This is a genomic window from Microbacterium sp. ZW T2_14 (assembly GCF_044987405.1).
Lineage (GTDB): Bacteria > Actinomycetota > Actinomycetes > Actinomycetales > Microbacteriaceae > Microbacterium.
In genome coordinates this window covers 86,707-111,015 of sequence record NZ_JBJDRK010000001.1, presented here as the reverse complement: position 1 = coordinate 111,015, position 24,309 = coordinate 86,707, and the positions used below count along the sequence as shown (strand labels likewise).

Sequence of the window (24,309 nt, the reverse complement as noted above, 5' to 3'; positions counted from 1 at the left end):
ACACCACGTCGATGCTGACTTTCATCCTTCGCCGCCTGGGAGCAGGCGTGCTCACCGTACTCACGATCAGCGTGCTCGGCTTCTATCTCCTGCACCTCGGCGCGCGCGACACCGCGCGGCGCATCGTCGGCGACACGGCCGACCCCACGATCGTCGCCCGCAAAGCGCACGAGCTCGGCCTGGACCGGCCCATCATCGTGCAGTTCTTCGACTGGGCGGGCAGCGCCCTCAGGGGAGACATGGGCCGTTCCTGGTTCTCCGGCCAACCCGTCACGGACGCACTAGCCAGCCGCCTGCCGGTGACGCTGTCGCTGACCATCGGTGCGATCCTGGTCACGGCGGTCGTCGGCACGATTCTCGGCGTACTCGCCGCAACGCGCCGCGGCAGAGTCGATGGCAGCATCCAGGTCGGCTCGTTCGTCGGCGCGGCCATCCCCGGCTTCCTGGTCGCCCTGATCCTGGTTCTGGTCTTCGCCGTCGGGTTGCACTGGGTGCCGGCGACCGGTTACATCACACCGGAGACATCGATCACCGGGTGGTTGTCAACGATCATCCTCCCGATCATCGCCCTCTCCATCGGGGCGACCGCCAGCATCGCCCAGCAGGTACGCGGCTCAATGCTCGACGCGCTGCGCCTGGACTACGTCCGGACGCTTCGGGCACGCGGCATCCCGAACCGACGAGTGACCTACGACCACGTGCTGCGCAACTCCGCCGGGCCCGCACTCAGCGTGCTGGGCATCCAGTTCATCGTCATGCTCGGCGGCGCGGTCGTCGTCGAGCAGGTGTTCTCGCTCCCCGGCCTCGGGCAGACCGCGGTCTCCGCGACCATCCAGGGCGACATTCCGCTCGTCATGGGACTGATCGTCGTCACCGCCGTCATCGTGCTCCTCATCAATCTCGCCGTCGACCTCTTACAGGGATGGCTCAACCCGAAGGTGCGACTGTCATGATCTCGTCCACCCCGCCGCGCCGCTCGACCATCGGGCGGCTTCTGAGGACGCCGCTCGGGGCGATCTCGACGGCATATCTGGTGCTCCTCCTCTTCGTCGCCATCGTCGGCCCGTTCCTCGCGCCCTACTCACCTTCCGATACCTCCCTGTCGAACGTGCTGGCCCCGCCCAGCCCGGAGCACCTGCTCGGCGGTGACAGCGCCGGCCGTGACATCCTCTCCCGCCTCATCTTCGCGACCTCGACCAGCCTCCTCGGCGCTACCATCGCCGTGCTGGTGGCCGCCCTCATCGGGGTAACCACAGGCCTGATCGCGGGCTACCGCGGCGGCTGGTTCGACACCGTCTCCAGCTGGATGACCGGCGTCATTCTCTCCCTCCCGGCGATTGTGATCCTGCTCGCCGCTCGAGCCGTCATCGGACCATCGATCTGGTGGATCATGGCGATCTTCGGCATCGTCCTCTCCGCCTCCTACTACCGCATCGTCTACGGCGCGGTCCGGAACGTCCGCCAAGAGCTGTACATCGACGCCGCCCGCGTCGCTGGGCTGAGCGATCTGCGCATCGTCGGCCGACACGTACTCACCGCCGTCCGCGCCCCCGTCATCCTGCTCACCACCGGGCTTTTCGCCGTAGCGATCGCCATCCAGGCGAGCCTCGACTTCCTCGGCGTAGGCGACCCGTCCCTGCCCACCTGGGGCGGGATGCTGAGCGAAGGCTTCTACAACCTGTCCCGCACGCCCTGGCTCATGGTGTGGCCGAGCCTCGCGATCGCCCTGACCTGCATCGCGCTCTCGCTCTTCGGCACCGCATTGCGCGACGTGCTCGAGCAGTCCGGCGCCCAGAACCGCGGAGGATCCGCACGATGGGCACCGCCCGCACCCCGCCCGGAAGCCGCGATGCGCCATGACGACGCTGCGGAGACCGACCCGCTGCTGGAGATCGATGGCTTGTCTGTCGCCTACCGCAACGGCCAGGGGTGGAAGACCGTCGTCGACGACGTGTCAATCACCGTGCGCCGCGGCGAGGTGCACGCCCTCATCGGAGAGTCCGGGTCGGGGAAGACGCAGACGGCATGGTCGGTGCTGGGGCTTCTGCCCGAGGGAGGCACCTGCGTCGCCGAAGCGATCCGCTTCGAGGGCAAGGATCTCCTGCAGATGGGCGCCCGAGAACTGGGGAGGCTGCGCGGGCGTCGCATCGGATATATCCCGCAGGAGCCGATGTCGAACCTGGATCCGTCGTACACGGTCGGCCATCAGCTCGTGAAGCCGCTGCAGTTCACGCTCGGCATCTCGCAGCGGGAGGCGAAGGCCCGCGTCCTGGCGCTGCTGGCCCGTGTCGGGATCGCCGACCCGGGACACACTTTCGCCGCCTATCCGCACCAGATCTCTGGCGGCATGGCCCAGCGCGTCCTCATCGCCGGTGCCGTGGCGACCGAACCGGACCTGATCATCGCCGACGAACCGACGACGGCGCTCGACGTCACCGTCCAGGCCGAGATCCTCCAGCTCCTCCGCGGCCTCCAACGCGAGAGCGGGATGTCGATCCTGATCGTCACCCACAACTTCGGGGTCGTCGCCGACCTCGCCGACCGGGTGTCCGTGATGCGATCAGGAAGCATCGTCGAGACCGGCACGGTCGCCGACGTCTTCGCCGACCCCCGGCACGACTACACCCGCGGGCTGTTCGACGCTCTCCTCGACAACGCCCCCGCACGAGGAGCGCTGCACGCATGAGCGACACCGCATCTGCAACGGCAACATCGGCGCGCCCGCTGCTCGAGATCCGCGACCTCCGCGTGGCGTACCCGGGACGAGGGATCCGGAAGCGACCCGTTGAGATCCTCCATGGCGTGAGCCTGGACGTCCGCGCCGGCGAGACGGTCGGCCTCGTCGGCGAGTCTGGATCCGGCAAGTCCACTCTCGGCCGCGCCGCCCTCGGCCTCGCACCGGTGACCGGCGGAACCATCACCCTGGACGGCGAGGACATCGCCCACGCCACCCGGGCGCGTCGTCGTGAACTGGCTGTCGACCTCCAAGTCATCTTCCAGGATCCCTACTCCTCGCTCAGCCCGGCCCTCACCGTCGGCGACACGCTGGCCGAACCGCTGCGCGCCCGGGGCATCGGCGCGAAGGACGCGGCTCGAAGGGTGCGTGACCTGCTCGATCTGGTTCATCTCCCCGCGGACGCCGCGCAGCGACTGCCGCGGGAGTTCAGCGGCGGCCAGCGCCAGCGCGTCGCGATCGCACGAGCCGTCGCCCTCGAGCCGAGGCTGATCGTCTGCGATGAGCCGGTCTCGGCGCTCGACCTGACCACCCAGGCGCGCATCCTCGAACTCCTCCTCGAGGTGCAGGCGCGCACGGGAGTCGCATACCTGTTCGTCTCCCACGACCTGAACGTGGTCCGGGTGCTCTGCCATCGCGTTGCCGTCATGCGGGCCGGCGAGATCGTCGAGTGGGGAGACGGCGACACCGTCACCTCGAACCCCAGCCACCCCTACACCCGCAGGCTGCTGCTGGCCTCACCTGTCGCCGACCCAGCGAACCAGGCGGAACGCCGCGCACTGCTCCGGTCCACTGCTCTCGCCGACCCCGCGACGCATCCCAACCAGAAGGAATCCGTATGACGCTCGAAACCTCTCTCGCTCCCGACGTCCGCCGCCGCGCGCAAGAGGTCGTCGCCGGACTCCGCGGCGCCGAGGTCGCCGGTCTGCTCTTCCACCCGATCGTCGTCCTCGACGCCGATCACGACCCAGACGCCTCGTCGCCGTTCGGGCCATCGACCCGCGAGCTGATCGTGGAGCGCGGCATCCGGCACTTCTGCCTTGCCACGATTCCTTCACCCGCGCAGACCGCGCCCGTGATAGGTCGTCTGCAGGAGATCGCGACATCACACGGCTCACGGCTGCCGATCGTCTTCTCCACCGACCCGCGGCACTCCTTCCTGCAGAACATGGGAGCTACCCACCGAGCAGAGGGAGTGTCGCAGTGGCCGGAACCCATCGCGTTCGGCGCTCTTGACGATCCCGACCTGGTCCGCGAGTTCGCACGCATCGTCCGCGACGACTACCGCGCCATGGGCATCCGCATGGCTCTGCACCCTCAGGTCGATCTCACCACTGAGCCCCGCTGGGCGCGCCAGGCCCAGAGCTTCGGTGCGGATCCTGCGCTCACCTCCCGCCTGCTCGCTGCATTCCTGGAGGGGCTGCAGGGTCCGGCTCTCGGTGCCGAAAGCGTCGCTGCCACGGTCAAGCATTTCCCGGGGGGAGGACCGCAGAAGGATGGGGAAGACCCGCATTTCGCCTACGGGCGAGAGCAGGTCTACCCGGGAGGCCGGTTCGAGGACCACCTCCTGCCTTTCCGCACCGCGATCAGTTCCGGCGCCGCAGCGATCATGCCCTACTACGGGATGCCGGTCGGCCTCACCCGCAACGGGCAGGCCGTCGAAGAGGTCGGCTTCGCCTTCAACCGGGCTTTGATCACCGACCTGCTCCGTGACGAACTGGGTTTCGAAGGGCTCGTGCTCAGCGACTTCGGCTTGGTGCATGACGCGGTGGTGTTCGGCAAGCCGTTCCCCGCGCGCGCCTGGGGGGTGGAGCACCTCGACCCCGGGTCCCGCATCGCCCGCCTGCTCAGCGCAGGCGTCGACCAGCTCGGCGGCGAAAGCGATACGGCACTGCTGCTGTCGCTCCTCGAAGAGGGGCGAGTCTCGCTGGAGCGCGTGCAGGATGCGGCAGTCCGCGTCGTCGAATTGAATCTGCGACTCACGGGCGACGCGGGCAACCCCCCTTCCACACCCGACCCGGCCGACCTTCCGCTCCGCGAGCACGTCGAACTCGGCATGCTTGCCCAGTCTCGATCGATCACAGTTCTGCAGAATGGCCTTCTCGGCTACCAAGAAGCGCTGCCGTTGGATCGTCCACTCAGCGCCTATCTGCGTGGAATCGACCCCTCTGCGCTGCCCGATGGCTGGAGTGTCGCCGAACCCGCGCAGGCGGACGTTGCGATCGTCCGCCTCGCAGCTCCGTTCGAGCCGCGCGACCACTTCTTCCTGGAGAGCGGCATGGAGCAGGGCTCGCTGGAGTTCGCACCAGCGGTGGTCGACGAACTGCGCAGACTGGCAGCGCAGACCGCGCTGATCATCGCCGTCACGCTCAGCCGCCCCGCGATCCTCACACAGATCGCCGAGTTCGCCACCGCCATCATCGCCGACTACGGCGCATCCGATGAAGCGCTCCTCGACGCCCTCACCGGTGTGGTGACCCCGGAGGGACGCCTTCCATTCGAACTCCCCCGCAGCATGGCGGCAGTAGCGGCCAGCCGGCCCGACGTCGCCGGCGACACCCACGACCCGCTGTACCCGGCGGGGTGGCGGGTCACTCTGGAGATCCCGTCCACATCGGAGTGAAGACCATCATCTTTTGCAGGAGAGACTCTTGACCAATCCCACCGCCCGCATCATCGTCACGACCGACCCAGAGTTGGACGACCTGAACTCCATGCTCCGCCTGCTGCTCTACAGCAACGAGATCGACATTGCAGCTCTGGTCTACACCGCGAGTATCTTCCACCACAGAGGTGACCCGGCTCGCGGCGTGTCCGCGCACCGTTGGCCGGCAGCGGGGGAACGTCTCCACATCGACGAGGCTGTCGACGCGTACGCGGCGGCCTACGACAACCTTGTCCGGCACGACCCGCGATATCCGTCACCGGACGCACTGAGGGCCATCATCGCGACGGGCAATATCGACGAGGCCGGCGACACCCGGCATCCCACCCCAGGATCGGACCTGGTGAAGGAAGTTTTGCTGGCTGAGGCACCCGGGAAGGTGTTCGCTCAAGCCTGGGGCGGGACGAACACGATCGCCCGGGCCCTCATGTCGATCGAAGACCAATACCGAGGCACGGACCAGTGGGATGAGATCTACGCCCTCATCGTCGGCCGCACCGTCATCACCAGCTTCGGTGAGCAAGACGACACCTTCGCGAACTACATCAGGCCCACATGGCCGGAGTTGGAGTTCCGGGACGTCGCCACGGCGGGGTGGGGCTACTTCGCGTGGGACGTAGTCCCCGAGGATGCGCAGAAGTACCTGAGCGCGGAGTGGATGCGGGAAAACGTCTCGGCGGTTGGCCCGATCGGGGGCGCGTACCGTGTCTGGGGCGATGGCAAGCAGATGGCCGAGGGCATCGACCCTGAGGACTATTTCGGCGTCCCCGATGCCGGTGTCGAGAGCCTTGTGGCAGAGGGATACCAGCTCTGGGCTCCTCTGCGACCGAACGGCTCCTGGATCTCCGAAGGCGACACTTCCAACTTCGCGATGCATATCGACAACGGATTGCGCAACGCCGAGCACCCGACATTCGGAGGATGGGGCGGCCGGCAGGAACCGGATGAGAAGGACCCGCACCGCTGGAACAGCGCGGGCCAGCGCCCCTGGGCGCCTGGTGCCGAGATCGTCGATGCGGGCGAGGTCGGCCAGTGGTTCGGGGCATACCAGCGCGATCTCGCCGCACGATTGCGGTGGAGTGTGACATCAGAGTTCACCGAGGCCAATCACGCGCCGCGGATTGTCGCTCCGGAACTGGATTTCGCGGTCTCCCCGGGGCAACGCGTCGTGCTCCCGTTCTCGGTCATCGATCCCGACGGCGACACCGTCTCCGTGGCTGCTTCGCAACTTCGCGGGCCCTCATGCATTGTCGAGGTCTCGCCCACCGAAGTCGTCATCAGCATTCCCACCGATGCGCCAGCGCACACGGACATTCATGTCGTCGTCCAAGCGGTCGACAACGGCTCACCAGCACTAACCGGATACGCCCGCTTCGTCCTGGCACTCGCCTGAAGAATCCGACCAGACGAGCAATCGGACGACCGAGGCTCGATTTACCCCAGCTTCATCTTTCAAAGGAGAAACCATGAAAGCTCACCACGTCGTCAGCGCAGCGACCCTCGCGCTATCTCTCGTGATGTCGGGAGTCGCCGTAGGCTCGGCGGACACCCCAGCAGGAGGGGTCGCCTCGGGAGACTCATACGTTGCGCTCGGCAGTTCCTACGCGGCAAACGGGGCCATCGCCGGTGACTTCCTGTGCGGACGCTCCCCGGACAACTACGCTCACCTGGTCGCGGCCCGTTTCGGGCTCATCTTGACAGACGCCACCTGCAGCGGAGCCACGATCGACAACATCGTTGACACGCCTCAGGTCCACTACACCGGCGCGCGAATCGCGCCGCAGATCGACGCCGTCCAACCTGGCACCGACCTCGTGACAGTCACCATCGGCGGCAATGACGTCAGCTACATCTCAACACTCTTCCGCCGCTCCTGCGCGGCAGACCGCAGGCCATTCGACGCGCTGGCTGCGCCGCCAGCTCTCCGGGCGGCTATCGAAGGAGCGCTGTGTTCCGGGACAGTCGATAGCACGGCCATCCAGACAGCGCTCGACGGGCTGACAGACGAGCTGACGAACATGGTCGACGCCATAAGGGTGCGGGCACCGCATGCCCGAATCGTCTTCGTCGACTACCTCACCGTGCTTCCCCAGTCGGGCAAGCCGTGCGTGGGCGTACCGCTCGCCAAGGACGATCAGAAGCACATCCTTGACATCGCGAGGCAATTGCAGTTGGCCACCAAGCATTCGGCCCAGCGCACGGGTACCGAGCTGATCGAGTTGTCGAAGGCGAGCCGCTCGCACGATGCCTGCTCGGACGACCCATGGGTCAAGGGCTGGGACGTCAGTGGCACGGTCACTGGCAACGCAGGGCCCTACCACCCGAACGCGGAAGGCGTCCTCGCCGCCGCGAGGCTCCTGATCGAGGAGCTCGGCTCTGGCCGCCCGTCAGATTAGGTCGTTTCTACGTCGGCGTAGCGGAGTGGTCGTCGATGAGCTGGAAGATCACGCACTTGCGCCCGCCGACGAGCGCGTACTCGGTCGTGCTGGCAGCGCCTCTGCGAAGAATCTGCGAACACCCGAACAGCGCCGAGCCTCCCTCAACGTTGGCCACCGTGAACGGGAACCGCGTCGAATCAACGCGGACGCGCCTCAGGACCGCGGGATGCAACCGTACAACGGGGTTCAGATCCCTGCGTTCTGGATGACCGAGGCGAGACTCACGGCTCGGGTGTTGTTGCCTTGAGACGAGGTGCGGTGAGACGCTAAGCGGACAAGACAATACGTCGTCCGATCCGTCAACACGCGTTCCCGCGGTTCGGGAGTTCGTGCCCACATGGTGCCCACGGACGATCACGATTGGTGCGGGTCCAGAGGGAGCGGCAGCAGATTCTCGGCGGTCGCAAGCCGCGGAAATCCGCGGTTCTCGGTCGAGACAGATTGAAACGGATCCAGCCTCTTTGGGTTCAAATCCCACCGTCACCGCCAGAAAAACCCCTGATGATCAGGGGTTTTTCCATTTGCGTGACCACGGAATGCCCACACCGCGCCCACATTTGGCCGCGATTCCACTACCTCAGAGACGAGCCTCCGTGGCGAGGTGTCGGACTTCATCGAACGGATCTTCCGCGTCAGACCCGCGGAATTCCGCGGGTCTGAGATCGTGCCGCTGACGCCGTTGACGCCGTTGACGCCGTTGACGCCGTTGACGCCGTTGACGCCGTTGACGCCGTTGACGGCGTTGACCGCGTTGGGGGCACGGGCGGCGTTCCTACCGTAGGCATCCGGCCAACCGCAGGGTGTCAACGACATCGGTGACACCTCCTGCTCTTGGGGCCTCGGGGCTTGACGTTGCTGATGTAAGTGACGCCTCGCGCTGGCCAGTTGTCCTCGGCGACGGGCGTGCCGCGGTCGTCGAAGATCGTGATGCCGGCGGCTTCGCACGCGAGGTCGACGTCTTCCCGCGCATCGGGTAGCTGCACTTGAAGATCGTGCCGCGTGCATTGATCGACCCATTCGGGTGGACGGTCGCGACGCGGATTCGCGGACGCGACCGTTCGACCGACTGATCCTCGCCGTTCGGTAGCGGCCGCGAAGACGATCCAGCGCGACGTCGAGATCAGTTGTGCCCACGCTTTGCCCACGTGAGTTTGCGTGGGCATCCTGCCCACAGGAGGCTGCGGTTTCGAATTCCCGTGACCGTCCCCGCGACCGCCAACGTCGAAGCTCCACGACCCCTTCGAAACACTGGGATCGCGGGGTCTTTGCCATGTCAGGGCTGCGTCAAGCGCTCGGTAAGTTCACCCCGTGCGAGGGCTAGAAATGATCCCTACGCTCCCACCGCCGCGAGCTAGCCGCGGCTAGCTTCTACCGCAGGCTGCTTCCCCGGCCGAGCGAAACGGTTGTGGCGGGTTGGAACCGCGTCACGGGTCCGTTCGGGCAGCAGCGTTACTGAGCCGCCACAGGCGGAGCGCCACATGAGTGTCCAGGCGGTGTGGTCCACGCCGCCACGTCGGGTTGAGTTCGGTGTCGATCCGTTCGATCCGCTGTCTCACGGTGTTCGGGTGGATACGCAAAAGCTCAGCCGTTTCGTTGATCGATCCATGCGCGTCGAGGTAGGTAAGCGCGGTTCCCAGTAGAACCTCTCCTCGTGGTTGCTGAAGAAGCGGGCCCAGATGCGCCGTGAGGAAGCGGTGGGCTGTTGCCGGATCCCCGTCTCTGAGCAGGAGCCCCGCCACCCCCGCCTCCGCGGCGCCCGCAATGGCGCCGGGTGCACCGATAGCTCGCATGGCCGAGGCGATTGCGGCCGCCTCCGCGTAGGCGCCCGGCACCTTTGCCAGTTCCGGTGAGCTGGCGATGCCGCCGAAGCACGGGAGGTCCTGGATGAGTGCGGTGACTCTGGTTCTGAGGATGTCTTCTGGGCTTCTCGCCACGATCACGACGCGGCCGAGGTACCCCGCCACGATGGTGTGTCCGCTTCTGGTGAGCTGGCGTACGCGCCCCAGAAGGCGACGTCGGCTTGCGTCGTCCGGGTCAGAAGGTACCAGGACAGCGATGCTGGTTTCGCGCTCGGCGCCGAGGGCGCGCTGCACCATCGTCGAGGAAAGTGTCGGACGCTCCGGATCGAGCGGGGAGACGAGGGCGCTCACGAGTTCGTTCTCGTGGAAGTGGCGCACGTCATCGATTGTCCGGTCGTAGAGAAGGGCGATGCTCGCGTAGCGTGCGACGGTCGCGGCGACCACATCGGGTACGTCAGGTGGCGCTGCCCGAGTGACGATGATGAAGCCCGGTCCGGCATCGCCGATGAGGGGAGCTTGTTCTTCATGCTGGCCGTGCCGGAGATCCGTGCCGTCCGCGGCCTCATCATCGTCGATCTGAGAAGAGTGGGCGAGCTCACGACCCGTGGCATCCACGACCCGCAGCTGCGTTGCCGTCAGCGATCCAGCGACAGCGAGCAGCTCGTCCAGGCCGCGATGCTCCGCGAGTTCGCTCGCAAGTCGGACCTCGAGTTCACTGCGCACACGTTCGGCTGCCAACGCCTCACTGAGGTCGTCGGTCGCCTGCTGGGCGACCAGCTGCGCCGTTCTCTCGTTCTCCTTTGCGTCGACCAGTTCGACCGCGGCTGCGGCGAGGCTCGCAATACGCTCCAGGTGTTCGCGCTGCGCCGGTGTGAACGCGCCGGGCGTCCGGTTCGCGGACATGAGCGCCCCGACCACCTTGCCGGCGATGCGAAGCGGCGCACCGAGGATCGCACGTACTCCCTCTTCAACGACGACATGGTCGATGTCGGGCAGATGGGTCTTGCCCTCGTCGGGCAGGTAGTCGGGTGTCTCCGCGATCACTCCGCCGGCCGCCAGGCCCAGCACGCCGGTACCCAAGGGCATCCGGATTGCGGCGTAGGACTCGGTGCGTACCCCGTCGGTCGTCCGGATGAATGTTTCGGCGCGCTCGGAATCGTTGAGGCTGAGATACGCGATGTCAGTTCCCAGCAGCAACCGCGCTCGCCGCACGATCGACGACAGAAGCAGCTCTGGATCGCGAAGAGTCGAGATGTCTCGGGCGATGTCGGTGAGTGTTGCCGCGATGGTCGATTGCGTCGGGGTCACCTCGCCATTCTGGCGCGCAAGTGTGTCGAATGTACACCTTCTCTCGCGCGGAATGGCTTGTTTACACATCCCGCTTCGTGGTGGCGCAGGTCACACTCATTGCAGCGCAAAGAGGCGAGACGCGAGGGAGGGCGCTGAAACAGCGTTCCACGGCGGCGTGAGGTGCTTCTTCACGTCGGGCGGATCTGGTCGACAGCGGAGTGGGCATGGTCCTTCCGTTGGGTCCCTCTGCACGCGGACCTCGTGCGGCGTCCGGCGCCGACAAACAAGCGAAGGCAGGATCGATGAAGATACTTGGCGAACGGCGGTCACGGGACCAGCCCCGTGGCGGCCAGCAAGGAGCACAGCCCCGACTCGCGGTAAGCGGGTTGACTGTCCGATTCGGGGGGCTGACAGCCGTGGACGACGTCTCTTTCGACGTCCACCCCGGTGAAGTGGTGGCACTGATCGGGCCGAACGGTGCAGGCAAGACCACGGTGTTCAACGCCGTGTGCGGACTGGTCAGTCGACAGGGACGCATCGCCATCGACGGCCTCGCATCGCCGAGACGAACCGCTGATCTGACCGGCCGCGGCTTGGCAAGAACGCTGCAGGGACTGGGGCTGTTCTCCGGGCTGACCGTTCGGGAGAACGTGCTGGCGCCCATCGCGACCATCCGTGCCGCGGACACCCGAGTCGCAGCGCAGCTCGAGTCGCTCAATCTGACCGCAATGGCGGACATCACGGTCTCCGCCCTTTCCTATCCGGATCGAAAACGTGTCGCGCTCGCACGCGCGCTGGTAACAAATCCGCGTCTGCTCCTCCTGGACGAACCCGCCGGCGGACTGGGCGCCGACGACATCGCCGATCTCGCACGCATCGTTCAAGCGGTCGCTGCGGGAGGATGCTCGATCCTGCTGGTCGAACACCACGTCGACTTCGTGATGAACGCGGCCGACCAGATCGTCGTGCTGGACTTCGGTCGCTGCATCGCCCGCGGCACGCCGGACCAGATCCGCGTCGACCCGCGGGTCGAGGAAGCCTACCTCGGCGTGAAAGCGATCGCATGAGCGGCGGACACGCAGCAGCACGAACCCTTGCCGGTGCGCTCTCCATCGAGGCGCTGACCGCCGGCTACGGGGGGACACCGGTGCTTCATGACGTCAGCTTCGCCCTGCAGCCCGGTGAGATCGTCGCGCTGCTGGGCGCAAACGGAGCGGGAAAGACCACTCTCCTGCGCACCCTCGCCGGACTCATGCCGGCAAGATCCGGCATCATCCGCCTCGACGGGACGAACCTCACGGAACTGGCCACCGAGGAACGTGCCCGACGAGGAGTGGCGCTCGTGCCGGAGGGGCAGAGCGTCGTGGCCGAGCTCACAGTCGAGGAGAATCTCCGGCTGGGCTCCTTATGGCGGCACCGAGGATCGGCGCGAGAGAGCGCAATCAAGGCCATCTACGAGCTGTTCGAGCCGCTCGCGCGCCGACGCAGCAGCGCCGGCCACCAACTCTCCGGCGGCGAACGCCAGATGCTGGCGCTCGGCCGCGCCCTGATCACCGAACCTCTGGTGCTCGCGTTGGACGAGCCGTCGCTCGGACTCGCCCCCCTCACGATCGCCAAGATCTTCGGAGCTTTGCGAGACATCGCCGCCGATCGCGGCCTCACCGTCCTTCTCGCGGAGCAGAACGTGACCAGCGCGCTCTCGATCGCCGACCGCGGAGTGCTCCTCGACCTCGGCCGAGTCGTGGCGGACGCCCCATCGCGGGAACTCCTGCGCGATTCCACCCTTCGACACGCCTACCTCGGATTCTGATGGACCAGCTGACCTTCCTCCTCGCCACCGGACTTTCCCGAGGCGCCGTCTTCGCACTCTTCGCTCTCTCGCTCGTGCTCATCTGGCGAGCAGCGCGCATCATCAACTTCGCTCAAGGGGCGCAGGCGCTCGTCGCCGCGTACGTCGCGTTCACCGTGACCGCCGCGTCGGGATCGTACTGGGCCGGACTCATCTCCGCACTGGTCGCCGGTGCGCTGATCGGAGTCGCGGTAGAACGCGGGGTGATGCGACTCGTGCCCGCTCACGATCACCTCGCCGGAATCATCGTCGCCATCGGGATCGTGATGGTGCTGCAGTCGCTGCTCGGGATCCTCTTCGGTCCCCAGTATCGGCCGATGCAAGCGCCGTTCGACGACAGCCCTCTGATGATCGGCGGCACGCCGCTGCTCTCGCCGTACGACATCTTCGTCCTCACGATCGCTGCCGTCGTCATGGTCGCGCTCGCCCTGCTGTTCCGGTTCACGTCCATCGGATTGCAACTGCGGGCTGCCGCCTTCGCACCCGAAGTCTCGCGCCTGCTCGGAGTGCGGGTGCCGCGCATGGTGACCATCGGCTGGATGCTCTCCTCCGCCGTTGCCTCACTCGCAGCCTTCCTTCTGGTGCCCACCGAACTCGGCTTGAATCCCCACGCGACCGACATGCTCCTCGTGTACGGATTCGCCGTCGCCGTGATCGGCGGCCTCGACTCCCCGCTGGGCGCGCTTGCCGCCGGACTGACCGTCGGGGTCGTGATCACGCTCGTCAGCGGCTACATCTCCGCGACACTGGCGCCGATCGGCTTGCTCCTCCTCCTGTTGGGTGTGCTGCTGGTGCGGCCCGGCGGGATCTTCTCGATGCGAGAGGTGCGCAGCGCATGATCCGTCGACAGCGACCCTCCACGATCACCGCCAGGCCGACATCCCGTCGCATCATCCTCTGGGGTACTGCGCTCACCGTCCTCGCACTAGGGATGACGTTCCTGCTGGACCCGTACCGGAACTTTCAGCTCGCGACCATCGCCGCCACCTTCTGCGCCGTCGCCGGCCTCACGGTCCTCGTCGGCAGCAGCGGACAGCTATCACTGGGACAGGCTGCAATGATGGCCGTCGGCGGCTACGGCTACGCGCTGACTGCGAACGTGCTCACCGACGCGGGAGTGGACGGCCTGGCCCGATTCTTCCTGGGTATGGTCGGCGGCCTTGTCGCCTCCGGCCTTCTCGGGCTGCTGCTGGGACTGGCGGCCGCTCGGCTGCGTGGGCCCTACCTGGCAGGTCTGACGCTGGCGATCACCATCGCGATCGCACCCCTGACGACGTTCTTCTCCGGGGTATTCAACGGGGATGCCGGCCTTCAGATCGCGTACGACAGCGTGCCGCCGGTGCTCGCGACGCTCATCGCGATGGAGCAGTGGCAGGCATGGGTCGCGATCCTCGTCGCCGGGGTGGTCGTCACCGCACTCGCATCCTTGAGCCATAGCGGCATCGGGCTGCACATGCGTGCCACGCGGGACGATGAGATCGCCGCTCGGCTCTCGGGAATTCGCACCGGTCGCATCAAGGTGATCGCTTTCATCGCGTCGTCGGTCACCGCCGGCGCCGGTGGGGCAGTGGTGTGCTTCATCACACAAGCGGTCAGCCCCGGTGCCTACACCCTCGCGTTCTCGCTCCTCCTCGTCGTCGCCGCCGTCATCGGCGGACTCGGCAGCATCGGCGGTGCCGCGATCGGATCCGCGCTCATCGTCCTGCTGCCATGGACGGTCACCCTGATGACCGAAGCACTGCCCGCGGAACTCGCCCACAGGCTCTCCGGAAATCTGCCCGTCCTGCTCTTCGGACTGCTCCTCATCGTCGTGATGGCAACAGCCCCGCGCGGTCTGGCCGGCATCCGCTTCCGCCGGAAGCCCCGGCGTGATCGTCGAGTGGCCGAACCAGCACGCCCTCAGCCGGACTCCACCGCCGCGGCTGGGCCGTCCGATGCCGCCGAGCCGGTGCTTGAACTCGCCACCCCGAACGTCCCGTCCGCACACCAAGAGAGAAAGAAATGACCATGAAACATCGATCACCCGTCCACCGCATCACTGCTGCGGCCGCCGCTGGAGCGCTCCTCATCACGCTGGCGGCGTGCAGCACGCCCGCCGCGGCACCATCGGAGGGCGCCGACGTCCCCGGTGTCACCGAAGACACCGTGACGATCGGCACCCACACTCCGCTCACCGGTCCCGCCGCAGCCGGCTACGCCGGAATCTCGGCCGCCGCCAGCGCGTACTTCGACTACCTCAACGACAATGGCGGCGTTCACGGGCGGTCCATCGAGTACATCGTCAAGGACGACGGTTACAACCCGTCCAACACCCAGACCGTCGTGCGAGAGCTCGTTCAAGAGGACAACGTCTTCGCCGTCGTCAACGGACTCGGGACCCCGACGCACCTCTCCGTCCTCGAGTTCCTCAACCAGAACAAAGTGCCGGATCTGTTCGTCGCGTCCGGCGCATCGGACTGGAACCAGCCCGACGAGTACCCGTACACGTTCTCGTTCAACGCCAGCTACATCGTGGAGGGCGCCGCGCTGGCGCAGTATGCCAACGACGAGCACACGGGCAAGAAGGTGTGCCTGTTCGGTCAGGACGACGACTTCGGCAACGAATTCATCGAGGGCGCGGAGCAGGTACTGGGAGCTGACGGGCTTGTGGCGGTCGAACGCTACGCCGTGTCCAATCCCGATGTGTCGGCGCAGATCGGGGCCTTGAAGACCGCGGGCTGCGAGATCGTGATGCTCGGCACGATCCCCGGGTTCTCGGCCCTCGCCATCGGCACCGCCGCACAACTGGGGTGGTCGCCGATGTGGTTCGCCACATCCGTGGGCGCCGACTACGTGACCTTGTCGAGCCTGCTCAAGGACGCGGCCCCGCAGCTACTGGACGGCTTCGTCAGCGCCAACTACATGCCCGGCATCAGCTCCGACTGGGTCGAGCTGTTCAGCACCATCAACGACGAATACAACGGGGGAGCCGTCTTCGACGGCAACACCATCTACGGCATGAGCATGGCGTACCTGTTCGCCGAGGCGTTGAAGGCGGCGGGGGAGAACCCCACGCGTGAGTCGCTGCTGGAGGCATTGACCTCAGGTGACCTCACCGGCAACGGCATCGTCCCACTGGCGTTCTCCAAGGACTCCCACGAGGCCTACCCGGCGGCCGGCATCCAAGTCGTCCAAGACGGTGTACAGGATTACGTCGGCTCGACCTACCGCGTCACGGATGGCGACGTCGAGGAGATCGACGCCGACTTCCCGCCCGTGGCAGAGGGAGGAATCCCGGCGAACTGAACCGAACCGGGGCAGTTGAACCTCAGCAACCTTGGGGTCAGCTGCCCCGGCACACCTATCCATTCACCAGGTCGCTGAACAACGCGAGCGCGTCTACGACAGGCCCTGGTCGCGCGCCAGTGATCCACCTCGTACATGAGCAGCGCAGCGGGCAACTGCACGCTGCTCGCCCAAGACAACGTCGTCGAAGGAGAATCTCATGAAGTCAACAACCGCAGGTGCGCTGCACCAGTCGATTGGCCGCACCGGGCTGATGGCTGCGCTCATCATCGCAGTCGTCCTCGCTTGCATGTGGCTGGCTCCGCCAGCACGCGCCGCGTCCGGAGCATGGACAACGGAGACGATCGCGGGCATGTCAGTTCGCGTCTATACCCCCGCCACGCCACCTGCCCTCGTAGGCGGACGCGCCCTGATGATTTCACTGCATGGCTGTCAGCAGAAGGCGCAGGACTTGCAGGATGACGGAAACTGGACCGACGTCGCAGACGAGTATGGAATGGTCGTGGCGCTGCCGGACGCGCCCAATGGAGGCGTGTACCTCGGTTGCTGGGACTATTACGACTCCGACCACAACTCCACCAACCCGTCACGCCATGATGACAATGTGCTCGCGCTCGCTCAGACGCTGCAATCCCGCGGGTCACTCGCAATCGACCCCGACCAGACATATGTCAGCGGGCTCTCTTCCGGAGGTGCGGAGTCGATGGTCGTCGGGTGCCTGTTCCCGCAGGTCTTCGCCGGCGTCGGAATCAACGCCGGTCCCACCATCGGCACCTCGACAAGCGGGTATTCGTGGGTCAGCACCAGCAAAACGACTGCAACGGACACCTGCAAGCGCTTCGCAGGTGACAACTCGACCGCGTTCCAGACGCAACTCACCTCCGTGGTCTACGGAAGCAACGATGCGACGGTTGCGGCCGGCTACAACACGCTGAACGCACAGATCATGGCCGGGATATATGGCGCGGGGACCTCGTCGACGTTCTCGCTCAGCGGCCTCGCGGGTACGAATACGACCGGCAGCGGCACGCTCTACAGCGATGCGTCCGGGCCACGAGTATCTGTGATCCAGAACACGGGTCTCGGCCACAACTGGCCTGCGGGCACGGGCACGAGCGGCACCTACATCTCGGGTAACAGCATCGACTATCCCGCCTACGTGACGAAGTTCTTCTTCGAGAACAACCGTCGCGTAGGCGGCCCATCGACGCCCGGACCCACTCCCGTTCCGACCCCGACGCCGACGCCCACCCCGACGGATCAGTCGTGCGTCGCGGCGTCGAATGCAACACACCAGGCGGCCGGACGGGCCCTCAGTTACGGCATCGCTCCCTACAAGACCTACTACGCCAAAGGTTCGTACGCATACATGGGTCAAGGAGACGCGACCGTCACCACTCTTCGACAGCAGTCGTCCGGATCCTGGACGGTCGTCGTCAACTGCAGCTAGGCCCAGACTCGTCCGCTCACGAAGCGGTCCCACCGGCATGAGGGCCGGGGCTCATCAATACGGTCGACATTCGTCCGGAGTGAGGGGCCCCGGCCCTCAACCACGCCACGCCTCATAGCGGCGACACTCTGCGCCACAACGCGGATCCAGCGTGTTCCGCATGAGGCAGGGGCTGGCGAAGGCGTATCGCACCAGATCGCGGGGACGCGCCGGGATGCCGGCGGGATTAGGTGGCTGGTCCAGCTGGGGCGCAGATTTCGGGGCACCTGCATCCATACGCCTCGCCGCCTCCGTCCCGCATCAACGAAACGAAGGATGCCGCGTATATTGCGAGGCCCAGAGAAGCAGGGCGGTGGCACGCGGTGGTGACTGGGCGGACGCGTCCGCCGCCAAGGCCGACGTCCTCGACACCGCAGCCGCCATGTCGAGTGCGCTGCAGCGGGCGCGCCCCTCAGCAGACTTCACGGCTCCAGTTCGTGCGCGTCGTTCGCCTGGCGATCATATGGTGCCCACGGTTGGCGGCCCCGCAGGCCATTCTCACGATGCGCGAGCAGGGACGGTGCGCCGGCACGATCACCGAGAGGACGACGAACGCCCCGCCACGAGGTGGCGGGGCGTTCCTTGGCGCCGGAGCGGTCAGGCGTCGGCAGTGATCCGACCGACAGCCCGCTTCTGCTGGTCCACGCGGTCGAGCTCGTGCAGCGACGATCCCTTGGTCTCACGCAGCGAGATCACCGCGATGAGGGAGACTCCGGCGGCGATCGCCAGGTAGATGGCGACCGGCACATACGTGCCGAACTGCGAGAGGAGCGCGACCGCGATGATCGGTGCGAGCGAGCCGGCGACGATCGAGGTGACCTGGTACCCGAGCGAGACGCCGGAGTACCGCATCCGGGTCGGGAACATCTCGGACATGATCGCTGGCTGCGGCGCGTACATGAATGCGTGGATGAACAGGCCCAGCGAGATCGCGAAGACGATGACCAACGGGTTCTTGGTATCGAACAGCGGGAAGGCGATGAAGCCCCACGCCGCCGCTCCGAGCACCCCGATCAGGTACGTGGGCTTGCGGCCGATGCGATCGGCCAGTCCGCCGATCAGCGGGATCACGACCATGTGCACGACATGGGCCAGCGCCAGCAGCCCGAGGATCTCTGCCGTGTTCACCTCGAGCGCGACGCTCAGATAGGTGATCGAGAACGTCACCACCAGGTAGTACATGATGTTCTCGGCGAAGCGCAGACCCATCGCGGTGAAGACGCCGCGGGGGTAGCGCTTCAGCACTTCGAACACGCCGTACCGCGTCTCCTTGGATTCCTCGATCTCCTTCTGCACCTCGAGGAAGATGGGCGCATCGGTGATCTTCGTGCGGATGTAGTAGCCGACGGCGACGATCACGACCGACAGCCAGAACCCGATTCGCCAGCCCCAGGCGAGGAACTGCTCCTCGGTGAGGGTGCGGCTGAGCACGAGCAGGACGAGTGTCGCGACCAGGTTGCCGATCGGGACGGCGGCCTGCGGCCACGACGCCCAGAAACCGCGCGTCTTGTCCGGCGAGTGCTCGGCGACCAGCAGCACCGCGCCGCCCCACTCGCCGCCGACGGCGAAGCCCTGGGTGAAGCGCAGGACGAGCAGGAGCCCGACGGCCCAATAGCCGATCTGATCGTACGTGGGCAGGCATCCCATCAGGAACGTGGCGACGCCCACGAGGATGATCGCGAGCTGCAGGAGCTTCTTGCGTCCGTACTTGTCGCCGAAGTGGCCGAAGACGATTCCGCCGAGCGGGCGGGCGATGAAACCGACCGCGTAGGTCGCGAGTGCCGCGATGATCGGCGCATAGGGGTCGTCCGATGGCGGGAACATGATCTTGTTGAAGACGAGCGTCGCTGCGGTGGCGTAGAGGAAGAACTCGTACCACTCGACGACGGTGCCGGCCATCGATGCTGTGACGACCCGCCGCAGGCCGCCGCGGGCGGGAGGCGACTCTGCGCCTTGCGTGGGAGTCGTTTCACGCGGTGGCCGGGAAGTCGAATTGTGGGATGTCATGGCGACTACCTCCTTGTAGTTGTGAGAGATCACTCAGTGATCACGTTGGTGTCTGTTTCCGCCGGCGCTCGCGGATGCGTTCGGCGTTGGATGTCCTCGCGGGTCAGACCGCGACGCTCTGCGAGGATCCGAGGGATGCGGCGGGCGTCCAGCCTTCGATGACGTCGACGAGGGCAGCGTTCCATTCCGCGCGGTTCTCGATAAAGGCGACATGGCCGCTGTTCTCGAAATACGTCAATGAGGCGTTCGGAAGAAGGCGGTATGCGTACTCGGACCATCGCGGATCCCAGATCTGGTCGTGGCGTCCCGTGAAGATGGCGACGGGGGTGTCGATCTCAGGCAGGTGCGGTCGCATGTCCACGTCGAGGAGGGATTGGAAGCTGGTGACGCCGACGAACGCCGGCACCTTCAGGCCGATCTGGATGAAGAACTCTTCGGTTGCTTTCAGATCCGTTCGGTGAAAGTTGTTGGCGTACAGCCCGGCGATGGTCTCCGTTCGCGCCGACCGGATGGCGTCGATGAGGCCCTCCACCTGTTCCGGCGGCGTGCCGAAGGGGGCATCGGGCGCCTCCCAGAAGCGAGGGCCGCTTCCCGTGATCACGAGCCGTCCGACTCGCTCGGGGTGCATCTGGGCGTACTTGAGGCCGATGTGGCCACCCATCGACCAGCCGACGAGAGTGACGTCTGTGAGCTCGAGTCCGACGATGACGGCGTCCAGGTCTCGGACGAAGAGGTCGTAGTCGTAGTCGCCCCACGGTTTGTCGGACGCGCCGTGCCCGCGCAGGTCGACGGTGATGCAGCGGTAGGACGGGGCGAGGTCGAGCACCTGGTAGTCCCAGACGTCTCCGCTGCCCGCCCATCCATGGACGAAGACGATCGGCTTGCCCGATCCGCGATCCTCGTAGGCGAGGTTCACACCGGGTTCCACTTCGAGGTTGGGCATGCTTACTCCTTTGTATTGCCGTGGTTGTGGATGAGGGGTGAGACGAAACGGCGGACCTCTGCTGCGACGACTTCCGGTTGTTCGAGATGAAGCAGGTGCCCGGCATCGGGCAGTTCTCGATACGGAGCTGTGGGAAGCATGCGGGCGATCGCGCGACCGTTCTCAGGCGGCAGTACCCGGTCGGCGCCGCCATGGAGGATGAGCGTCGGGACGGATAGCTCTGACGTCCGTGCCCCCGTTTGCAGAAACTTTTCGCACGCGTGGTACTGCTCGCGCCAGATCTCGCTGGACGTCGGGTACGTCAGACGGGCCTGTATGACGTCCTCGTACTCGTCGGGGTGTGATTGCGGCCATCCGTCTCTGAACGAGAGCGGCATCGTGCGGCGGGCGTATTCCTCGGGTGTCTGGTCGGCGGCGTCCAGCCAGGCATTGCGCGTGCGATCGGGGACGGGCACGGCATTGGCTCCCCCGGGGCTCGTGCCGACCAGTACGAGCTGACTGACGAGCTCCGGGCGGGAAAGGGTGAGCAGTTGCGCGATGTACCCGCCCATGGAGTAGCCCACCACGATCGCGCGACGCCCGAGTGCCTCGATCACCGAGGCGGCATCGTCGGCGAGCAGTTCGATCGACAACTCTTCTTGACCGCGCGTGGAGCGGCCGGTGCCGCGATTGTCGAGCGACCACAGCGCGAGTTCCTCGTCGAGAGCGAGTCTCAGCGGTTGGGCGGCCCACGATGCGTAGCCCAGGCCATGGAGGAGCAGCACAGCGCGACCGGTCCGCGAACCCTCCACACGCAGCACCGCATCGTCATGCGTACGAACGCGCAGCTGTGTCAGCTCACGCACACTCATCGCGGGAACTCGATCAGCTGTCGGATGGCGTGCCCACTGGCGAGCTCGTCCATGGCGTGGTTGACGTCGTCAAGACGGATGCGGGCCGAAATCAGCTGCTGAAGGGGTAGCCGCCCGTCGCGCCACAGCTGCTCAAAGCGCGGGATGTCTCGTGAAGGCACAGCGGAGCCGAGGTAGCTTCCGACGATCTCTTTCGCCTCTGCGACCAACGCGAGCGGAGAGATCGCGGCGCGGGCGTCGCTCGCAGGCAGGCCCACCGAGATCGTGCGTCCTCCGATCGCGGTGATCGATACAGCTGTCTCAAAGGCCGCCGCGGAGCCGGCCGCCTCGATCACGGCGTCGGCCCTCACCGTACCGATGGCTTCGGTCGGGTCGAAGACCTCATCCGCTCCCAGCTCTGACGCTTTGAGGCGCTTCTCGTTTACCGGGTCGACCCCGATCACGCGGACGTCCGGGATGCACCGTGCCACGAGCAGGGCGGCCATTCCGACGCCGCCCAGGCCGACAACGGCAACCGTCTGCCCAGCGACTGGTCGGGCGGCGTTCAACACGGCACCGCCGCCCGTCAGCACCGCACAACCCAGCAACGCGGCGATGTCGGGCGGTACGTCGTCACCGACAGGGACGAGTGATCGACGGTCGACCACGGCGTGCGTCGCGAAACCGGACACTCCCAGGTGGTGAGCGACCTCGCGGCCGTCGAGTGAGATCCTCCGCGCGCCTGAAAGAAGGCTGCCCGCACCGTTCGCGGCAGAGCCGCGCTCGCAGGGCAGGCGTCCCTCGGTCGCGCAGGCACAGCACTCGCCGCACCTCGGAAGGAACGCCATGACGACACGTCGTCCGACCAGCTCTTCTCCTTCTTCATCCCCAGCTGACAGAACACGCCCCGCCGCCTCATGCCCGAGCAGCATGGGCAGTGGCCGTGGGCGACTGCCGTTCACCACCGAAAGATCCGAATGGCAGACGCCCGCCGCCTCGATCTGCACGAGCACTTCGCCCGGACCCGGACGGTCAAGCTCGAGCTCTTCCACCACGATCGGCACCGAATCCCTATAGGGTGCTGTGCTGGACGATGTGGTCAACACCGCTCCACGTATCCTCATTGACTTCCGCCTCCTCGCGCTGCAATGAGTCTGTACGGACGGCGAGCTCTGCGGAATGTGGGTGAGGACCATCTATTCGCGGATTTATGTGCGTCGACCACACTGCGGGAACCCACGGAAGGCATCAGTCTGGCTCATGACGCGAACTCGAGATCGCGTATGTGCGCCGCTTCGACGGCGACATCGAGAGAACGGATGCCGCGAGCACGCGGCATCCGTGAAACGACAAGGGAGTCCCCGTGAGCACGACGATCACCGAAACCCGTGAGTCCGAGCTGCTGGCGTCCGTGCCCGACGGGCTGTTCATCGGCGGGCAGTGGCGGGCAGCGGCGGGCGACAAGACGCTGAAGGTCTACGACCCGTCCAACGGCGAGGTCGTGAAGGAGATCGCGAACGCGTCGCCCGAGGACGGCAAGGCGGCGCTGGATGCGGCGGTCGAGGCGTTCCCCGCGTGGGCGGCGACGCCAGCGCGCGAGCGTGCCGAGATCCTGCGGCGCGCGTTCGACCTGCTGCAGGAGCGCAAGGAGGACTTCGCGCTGCTGATGACGATCGAGATGGGCAAGCCGCTGGCCGAGGCGCGCGGCGAGGTCGCGTACGGCGGCGAGTTCCTGCGCTGGTTCAGCGAAGAGACGGCCCGCGTGCAGGGCCGCTACGGCGCGAACCCCGAGGGCACCGGCCGCATGATCGTGTCGCAGCATCCGGTCGGCCCGTGCTTCCTGATCACCCCCTGGAACTTCCCGTTGGCGATGGCCACGCGCAAGATCGCCCCCGCGCTCGCTGCCGGCTGCACCGTGGTGATCAAGCCCGCGGCGCTCACCCCACTGACTACCGTGTTCTTCGCAAGGCTGCTCGAGGACGCTGGAGTTCCCGCGGGCGTCGTGAACGTCGTCGTGACCAACGCGTCCTCCGCGGTGTCTGAGCCGATCATCCGCGACCCGCGCCTGCGCAAGCTCTCGTTCACCGGTTCCACCCCTGTCGGAGTGAGCCTGCTGAAGCAAGCGGCCGGCGGCGTGCTGCGGACGTCGATGGAGCTCGGCGGCAACGCGCCGTTCGTGGTCTTCGACGATGCCGATCTCGACAAGGCGGTGGACGGCGCGATGCTCGCGAAGTTCCGCAACATCGGTCAGGCGTGCACCGCGGCGAACCGGTTCATCGTGCACCGCTCGGTCGCCGACGAGTTCGCCCGCCGCGTCACCGAGCGCGTCAACGGCTTCACGATCGGCCGCGGCACCGAGGACGGCGTGACCATCGGCCCGCTCATCGACGACCGCGCGGTCGCCAAGGCGTCGCAGCTGGTGCAGGATGCCGTGAACCGTGGCGCGAAGGTCGCCACCGGCGGCAACGAGATCGACGGCCCCGGCACGTTCTACGAGCCGACCGTCGTCACCGACGTGCAGCCGGGCTCCGACATCCTCCGCGAGGAGATCTTCGGACCGGTGCTCGCGATCATCCCGTTCGACACCGAGGACGACGCCGTGCGCCTCGCCAACGACACCGAGTACGGCCTCGTCTCGTACGTCTTCACCGAGAGCCTCGCCCGCGGCCAGCGCATGATCGAGCGCCTCGAGACCGGCATGATGGGCCTGAACATGGGCGTCGTCTCGAACGCGGCCGCCCCGTTCGGCGGCTGGAAGATGTCGGGCCTCGGCCGCGAGGGCGGCGCCGAGGGCATCCACGAATACCTGCAGACCAAGTACACCCTCACACCCAACCCGTTCTGACGCGATGTCCGTGCCAAGAAGTCTGTGCGGGGGATACCGGACGCGCTCGATGAGCGGTCGCCACTCACCAAGCCAAGCGTGGCGGCTCCCGCAGGGCCGGCACGGGTCGCCGTGCCGGCCACGTGGGTCGTTGCC

Annotated in this window: 19 protein-coding genes; 13 read left to right on the top strand and 6 right to left on the bottom strand. The window is 66.4% G+C overall.

Annotated features, from left to right (window positions below):
• Positions 1-11 precede the first annotated feature (11 nt).
• From ACI3KY_RS00455 to ACI3KY_RS00430, 6 genes are all read left to right on the top strand, one after another.
• Complete coding sequence (locus tag ACI3KY_RS00455) at positions 12-953, top strand: ABC transporter permease (protein ID WP_194414783.1); 942 nt, start codon at positions 12-14, stop codon at positions 951-953.
• Positions 950-2,686: an ATP-binding cassette domain-containing protein gene (locus ACI3KY_RS00450; RefSeq protein WP_404928233.1), complete on the top strand. Its 1,737-nt coding sequence runs from the start codon at positions 950-952 to the stop codon at positions 2,684-2,686. Before ACI3KY_RS00455 ends, ACI3KY_RS00450 begins: the two co-directional genes overlap by 4 nt.
• Entirely contained in the window at positions 2,683-3,576 is an 894-nt protein-coding gene (locus ACI3KY_RS00445; protein ID WP_404928232.1) for an ATP-binding cassette domain-containing protein, read from the top strand. Before ACI3KY_RS00450 ends, ACI3KY_RS00445 begins: the two co-directional genes overlap by 4 nt.
• A complete protein-coding gene (locus tag ACI3KY_RS00440) occupies positions 3,573-5,357 on the top strand; it encodes a glycoside hydrolase family 3 protein (RefSeq protein WP_404928231.1) in 1,785 nt (594 codons plus the stop codon). The genes ACI3KY_RS00445 and ACI3KY_RS00440 overlap by 4 nt, the downstream gene beginning before the upstream one ends.
• Positions 5,358-5,385: 28 nt before the next feature.
• The gene (locus ACI3KY_RS00435; RefSeq protein ID WP_404928230.1) at positions 5,386-6,792 is read left to right on the top strand and encodes a nucleoside hydrolase-like domain-containing protein; all 1,407 of its coding nucleotides are present in this window, start codon (positions 5,386-5,388) and stop codon (positions 6,790-6,792) included.
• Between the two features lie 73 nt (positions 6,793-6,865).
• Positions 6,866-7,795, top strand: coding sequence for an SGNH/GDSL hydrolase family protein (locus ACI3KY_RS00430; RefSeq protein WP_404928229.1), 930 nt, complete (start codon positions 6,866-6,868; stop codon positions 7,793-7,795).
• 522 nt (positions 7,796-8,317) lie between these two features.
• On the opposite strand, the gene ACI3KY_RS00425 is transcribed toward ACI3KY_RS00430, so the two are convergent.
• Positions 8,318-8,650 carry a hypothetical protein gene (locus tag ACI3KY_RS00425; RefSeq protein ID WP_404928228.1) on the bottom strand — a complete coding sequence of 111 codons (333 nt, stop codon included), beginning with the start codon at positions 8,648-8,650 and terminating at the stop codon, positions 8,318-8,320.
• A gap of 611 nt (positions 8,651-9,261) precedes the next feature.
• A complete protein-coding gene (locus ACI3KY_RS00420) occupies positions 9,262-10,944 on the bottom strand; it encodes a helix-turn-helix domain-containing protein (protein WP_404928227.1) in 1,683 nt (560 codons plus the stop codon).
• 398 nt (positions 10,945-11,342) lie between these two features.
• Between ACI3KY_RS00420 and ACI3KY_RS00415 the strand changes: the two genes are divergently transcribed.
• From ACI3KY_RS00415 to ACI3KY_RS00390, 6 genes are all read left to right on the top strand, one after another.
• Positions 11,343-11,993: an ABC transporter ATP-binding protein gene (locus tag ACI3KY_RS00415; protein ID WP_404928226.1), complete on the top strand. Its 651-nt coding sequence runs from the start codon at positions 11,343-11,345 to the stop codon at positions 11,991-11,993.
• Entirely contained in the window at positions 11,990-12,736 is a 747-nt protein-coding gene (locus ACI3KY_RS00410) for an ABC transporter ATP-binding protein (protein ID WP_404928225.1), read from the top strand. The genes ACI3KY_RS00415 and ACI3KY_RS00410 overlap by 4 nt, the downstream gene beginning before the upstream one ends.
• A complete protein-coding gene (locus tag ACI3KY_RS00405) occupies positions 12,736-13,614 on the top strand; it encodes a branched-chain amino acid ABC transporter permease (RefSeq protein ID WP_404928224.1) in 879 nt (292 codons plus the stop codon). Before ACI3KY_RS00410 ends, ACI3KY_RS00405 begins: the two co-directional genes overlap by 1 nt.
• Positions 13,611-14,780, top strand: a complete 1,170-nt coding sequence (locus ACI3KY_RS00400) for a branched-chain amino acid ABC transporter permease (RefSeq protein ID WP_404928223.1) — start codon at positions 13,611-13,613, stop codon at positions 14,778-14,780. Before ACI3KY_RS00405 ends, ACI3KY_RS00400 begins: the two co-directional genes overlap by 4 nt.
• 2 nt (positions 14,781-14,782) lie before the next feature.
• Complete coding sequence (locus ACI3KY_RS00395; RefSeq protein WP_404928221.1) at positions 14,783-16,060, top strand: ABC transporter substrate-binding protein; 1,278 nt, start codon at positions 14,783-14,785, stop codon at positions 16,058-16,060.
• A gap of 199 nt (positions 16,061-16,259) precedes the next feature.
• Positions 16,260-17,510 carry an alpha/beta hydrolase family esterase gene (locus tag ACI3KY_RS00390; RefSeq protein ID WP_404928220.1) on the top strand — a complete coding sequence of 417 codons (1,251 nt, stop codon included), beginning with the start codon at positions 16,260-16,262 and terminating at the stop codon, positions 17,508-17,510.
• Positions 17,511-18,146: 636 nt separating this feature from the next.
• Here ACI3KY_RS00390 and ACI3KY_RS00385 read toward each other — a convergent pair.
• The 4 genes from ACI3KY_RS00385 to ACI3KY_RS00370 form a co-directional block, all read right to left on the bottom strand.
• Complete coding sequence (locus ACI3KY_RS00385) at positions 18,147-19,448, bottom strand: MFS transporter (RefSeq protein ID WP_404928219.1); 1,302 nt, start codon at positions 19,446-19,448, stop codon at positions 18,147-18,149.
• 211 nt (positions 19,449-19,659) lie between these two features.
• On the bottom strand, positions 19,660-20,499 hold the full coding sequence (locus ACI3KY_RS00380) for an alpha/beta fold hydrolase (RefSeq protein ID WP_404928218.1): 840 nt from the start codon (positions 20,497-20,499) through the stop codon (positions 19,660-19,662).
• A 2-nt stretch (positions 20,500-20,501) separates the two neighbouring features.
• Positions 20,502-21,350, bottom strand: a complete 849-nt coding sequence (locus tag ACI3KY_RS00375) for an alpha/beta fold hydrolase (RefSeq protein WP_404928217.1) — start codon at positions 21,348-21,350, stop codon at positions 20,502-20,504.
• Entirely contained in the window at positions 21,347-22,453 is a 1,107-nt protein-coding gene (locus ACI3KY_RS00370) for an alcohol dehydrogenase catalytic domain-containing protein (RefSeq protein ID WP_404928216.1), read from the bottom strand. Before ACI3KY_RS00370 ends, ACI3KY_RS00375 begins: the two co-directional genes overlap by 4 nt.
• A gap of 251 nt (positions 22,454-22,704) precedes the next feature.
• Here ACI3KY_RS00370 and ACI3KY_RS00365 point away from each other — a divergent pair, with 251 nt between their 5' ends.
• Positions 22,705-24,174 carry an NAD-dependent succinate-semialdehyde dehydrogenase gene (locus ACI3KY_RS00365; protein WP_404928320.1) on the top strand — a complete coding sequence of 490 codons (1,470 nt, stop codon included), beginning with the start codon at positions 22,705-22,707 and terminating at the stop codon, positions 24,172-24,174.
• Positions 24,175-24,309: the final 135 nt, after the last annotated feature.

Coding starts and splice junctions, on each gene's coding strand:
- ACI3KY_RS00395 (WP_404928221.1), top strand. CDS start 14,783: ATGAAACATCGATCACCCGTCCACCGCATCACTGCTGCGGCCGCCGCT.
- ACI3KY_RS00370 (WP_404928216.1), bottom strand. CDS start 22,453: ATGAGGATACGTGGAGCGGTGTTGACCACATCGTCCAGCACAGCACCC.
- ACI3KY_RS00405 (WP_404928224.1), top strand. CDS start 12,736: ATGGACCAGCTGACCTTCCTCCTCGCCACCGGACTTTCCCGAGGCGCC.
- ACI3KY_RS00440 (WP_404928231.1), top strand. CDS start 3,573: ATGACGCTCGAAACCTCTCTCGCTCCCGACGTCCGCCGCCGCGCGCAA.
- ACI3KY_RS00375 (WP_404928217.1), bottom strand. CDS start 21,350: ATGAGTGTGCGTGAGCTGACACAGCTGCGCGTTCGTACGCATGACGAT.
- ACI3KY_RS00385 (WP_404928219.1), bottom strand. CDS start 19,448: ATGGCCGGCACCGTCGTCGAGTGGTACGAGTTCTTCCTCTACGCCACC.
- ACI3KY_RS00450 (WP_404928233.1), top strand. CDS start 950: ATGATCTCGTCCACCCCGCCGCGCCGCTCGACCATCGGGCGGCTTCTG.
- ACI3KY_RS00390 (WP_404928220.1), top strand. CDS start 16,260: ATGAAGTCAACAACCGCAGGTGCGCTGCACCAGTCGATTGGCCGCACC.
- ACI3KY_RS00380 (WP_404928218.1), bottom strand. CDS start 20,499: ATGCCCAACCTCGAAGTGGAACCCGGTGTGAACCTCGCCTACGAGGAT.
- ACI3KY_RS00430 (WP_404928229.1), top strand. CDS start 6,866: ATGAAAGCTCACCACGTCGTCAGCGCAGCGACCCTCGCGCTATCTCTC.
- ACI3KY_RS00445 (WP_404928232.1), top strand. CDS start 2,683: ATGAGCGACACCGCATCTGCAACGGCAACATCGGCGCGCCCGCTGCTC.
- ACI3KY_RS00400 (WP_404928223.1), top strand. CDS start 13,611: ATGATCCGTCGACAGCGACCCTCCACGATCACCGCCAGGCCGACATCC.
- ACI3KY_RS00455 (WP_194414783.1), top strand. CDS start 12: ATGCTGACTTTCATCCTTCGCCGCCTGGGAGCAGGCGTGCTCACCGTA.
- ACI3KY_RS00425 (WP_404928228.1), bottom strand. CDS start 8,650: ATGTCGTTGACACCCTGCGGTTGGCCGGATGCCTACGGTAGGAACGCC.
- ACI3KY_RS00410 (WP_404928225.1), top strand. CDS start 11,990: ATGAGCGGCGGACACGCAGCAGCACGAACCCTTGCCGGTGCGCTCTCC.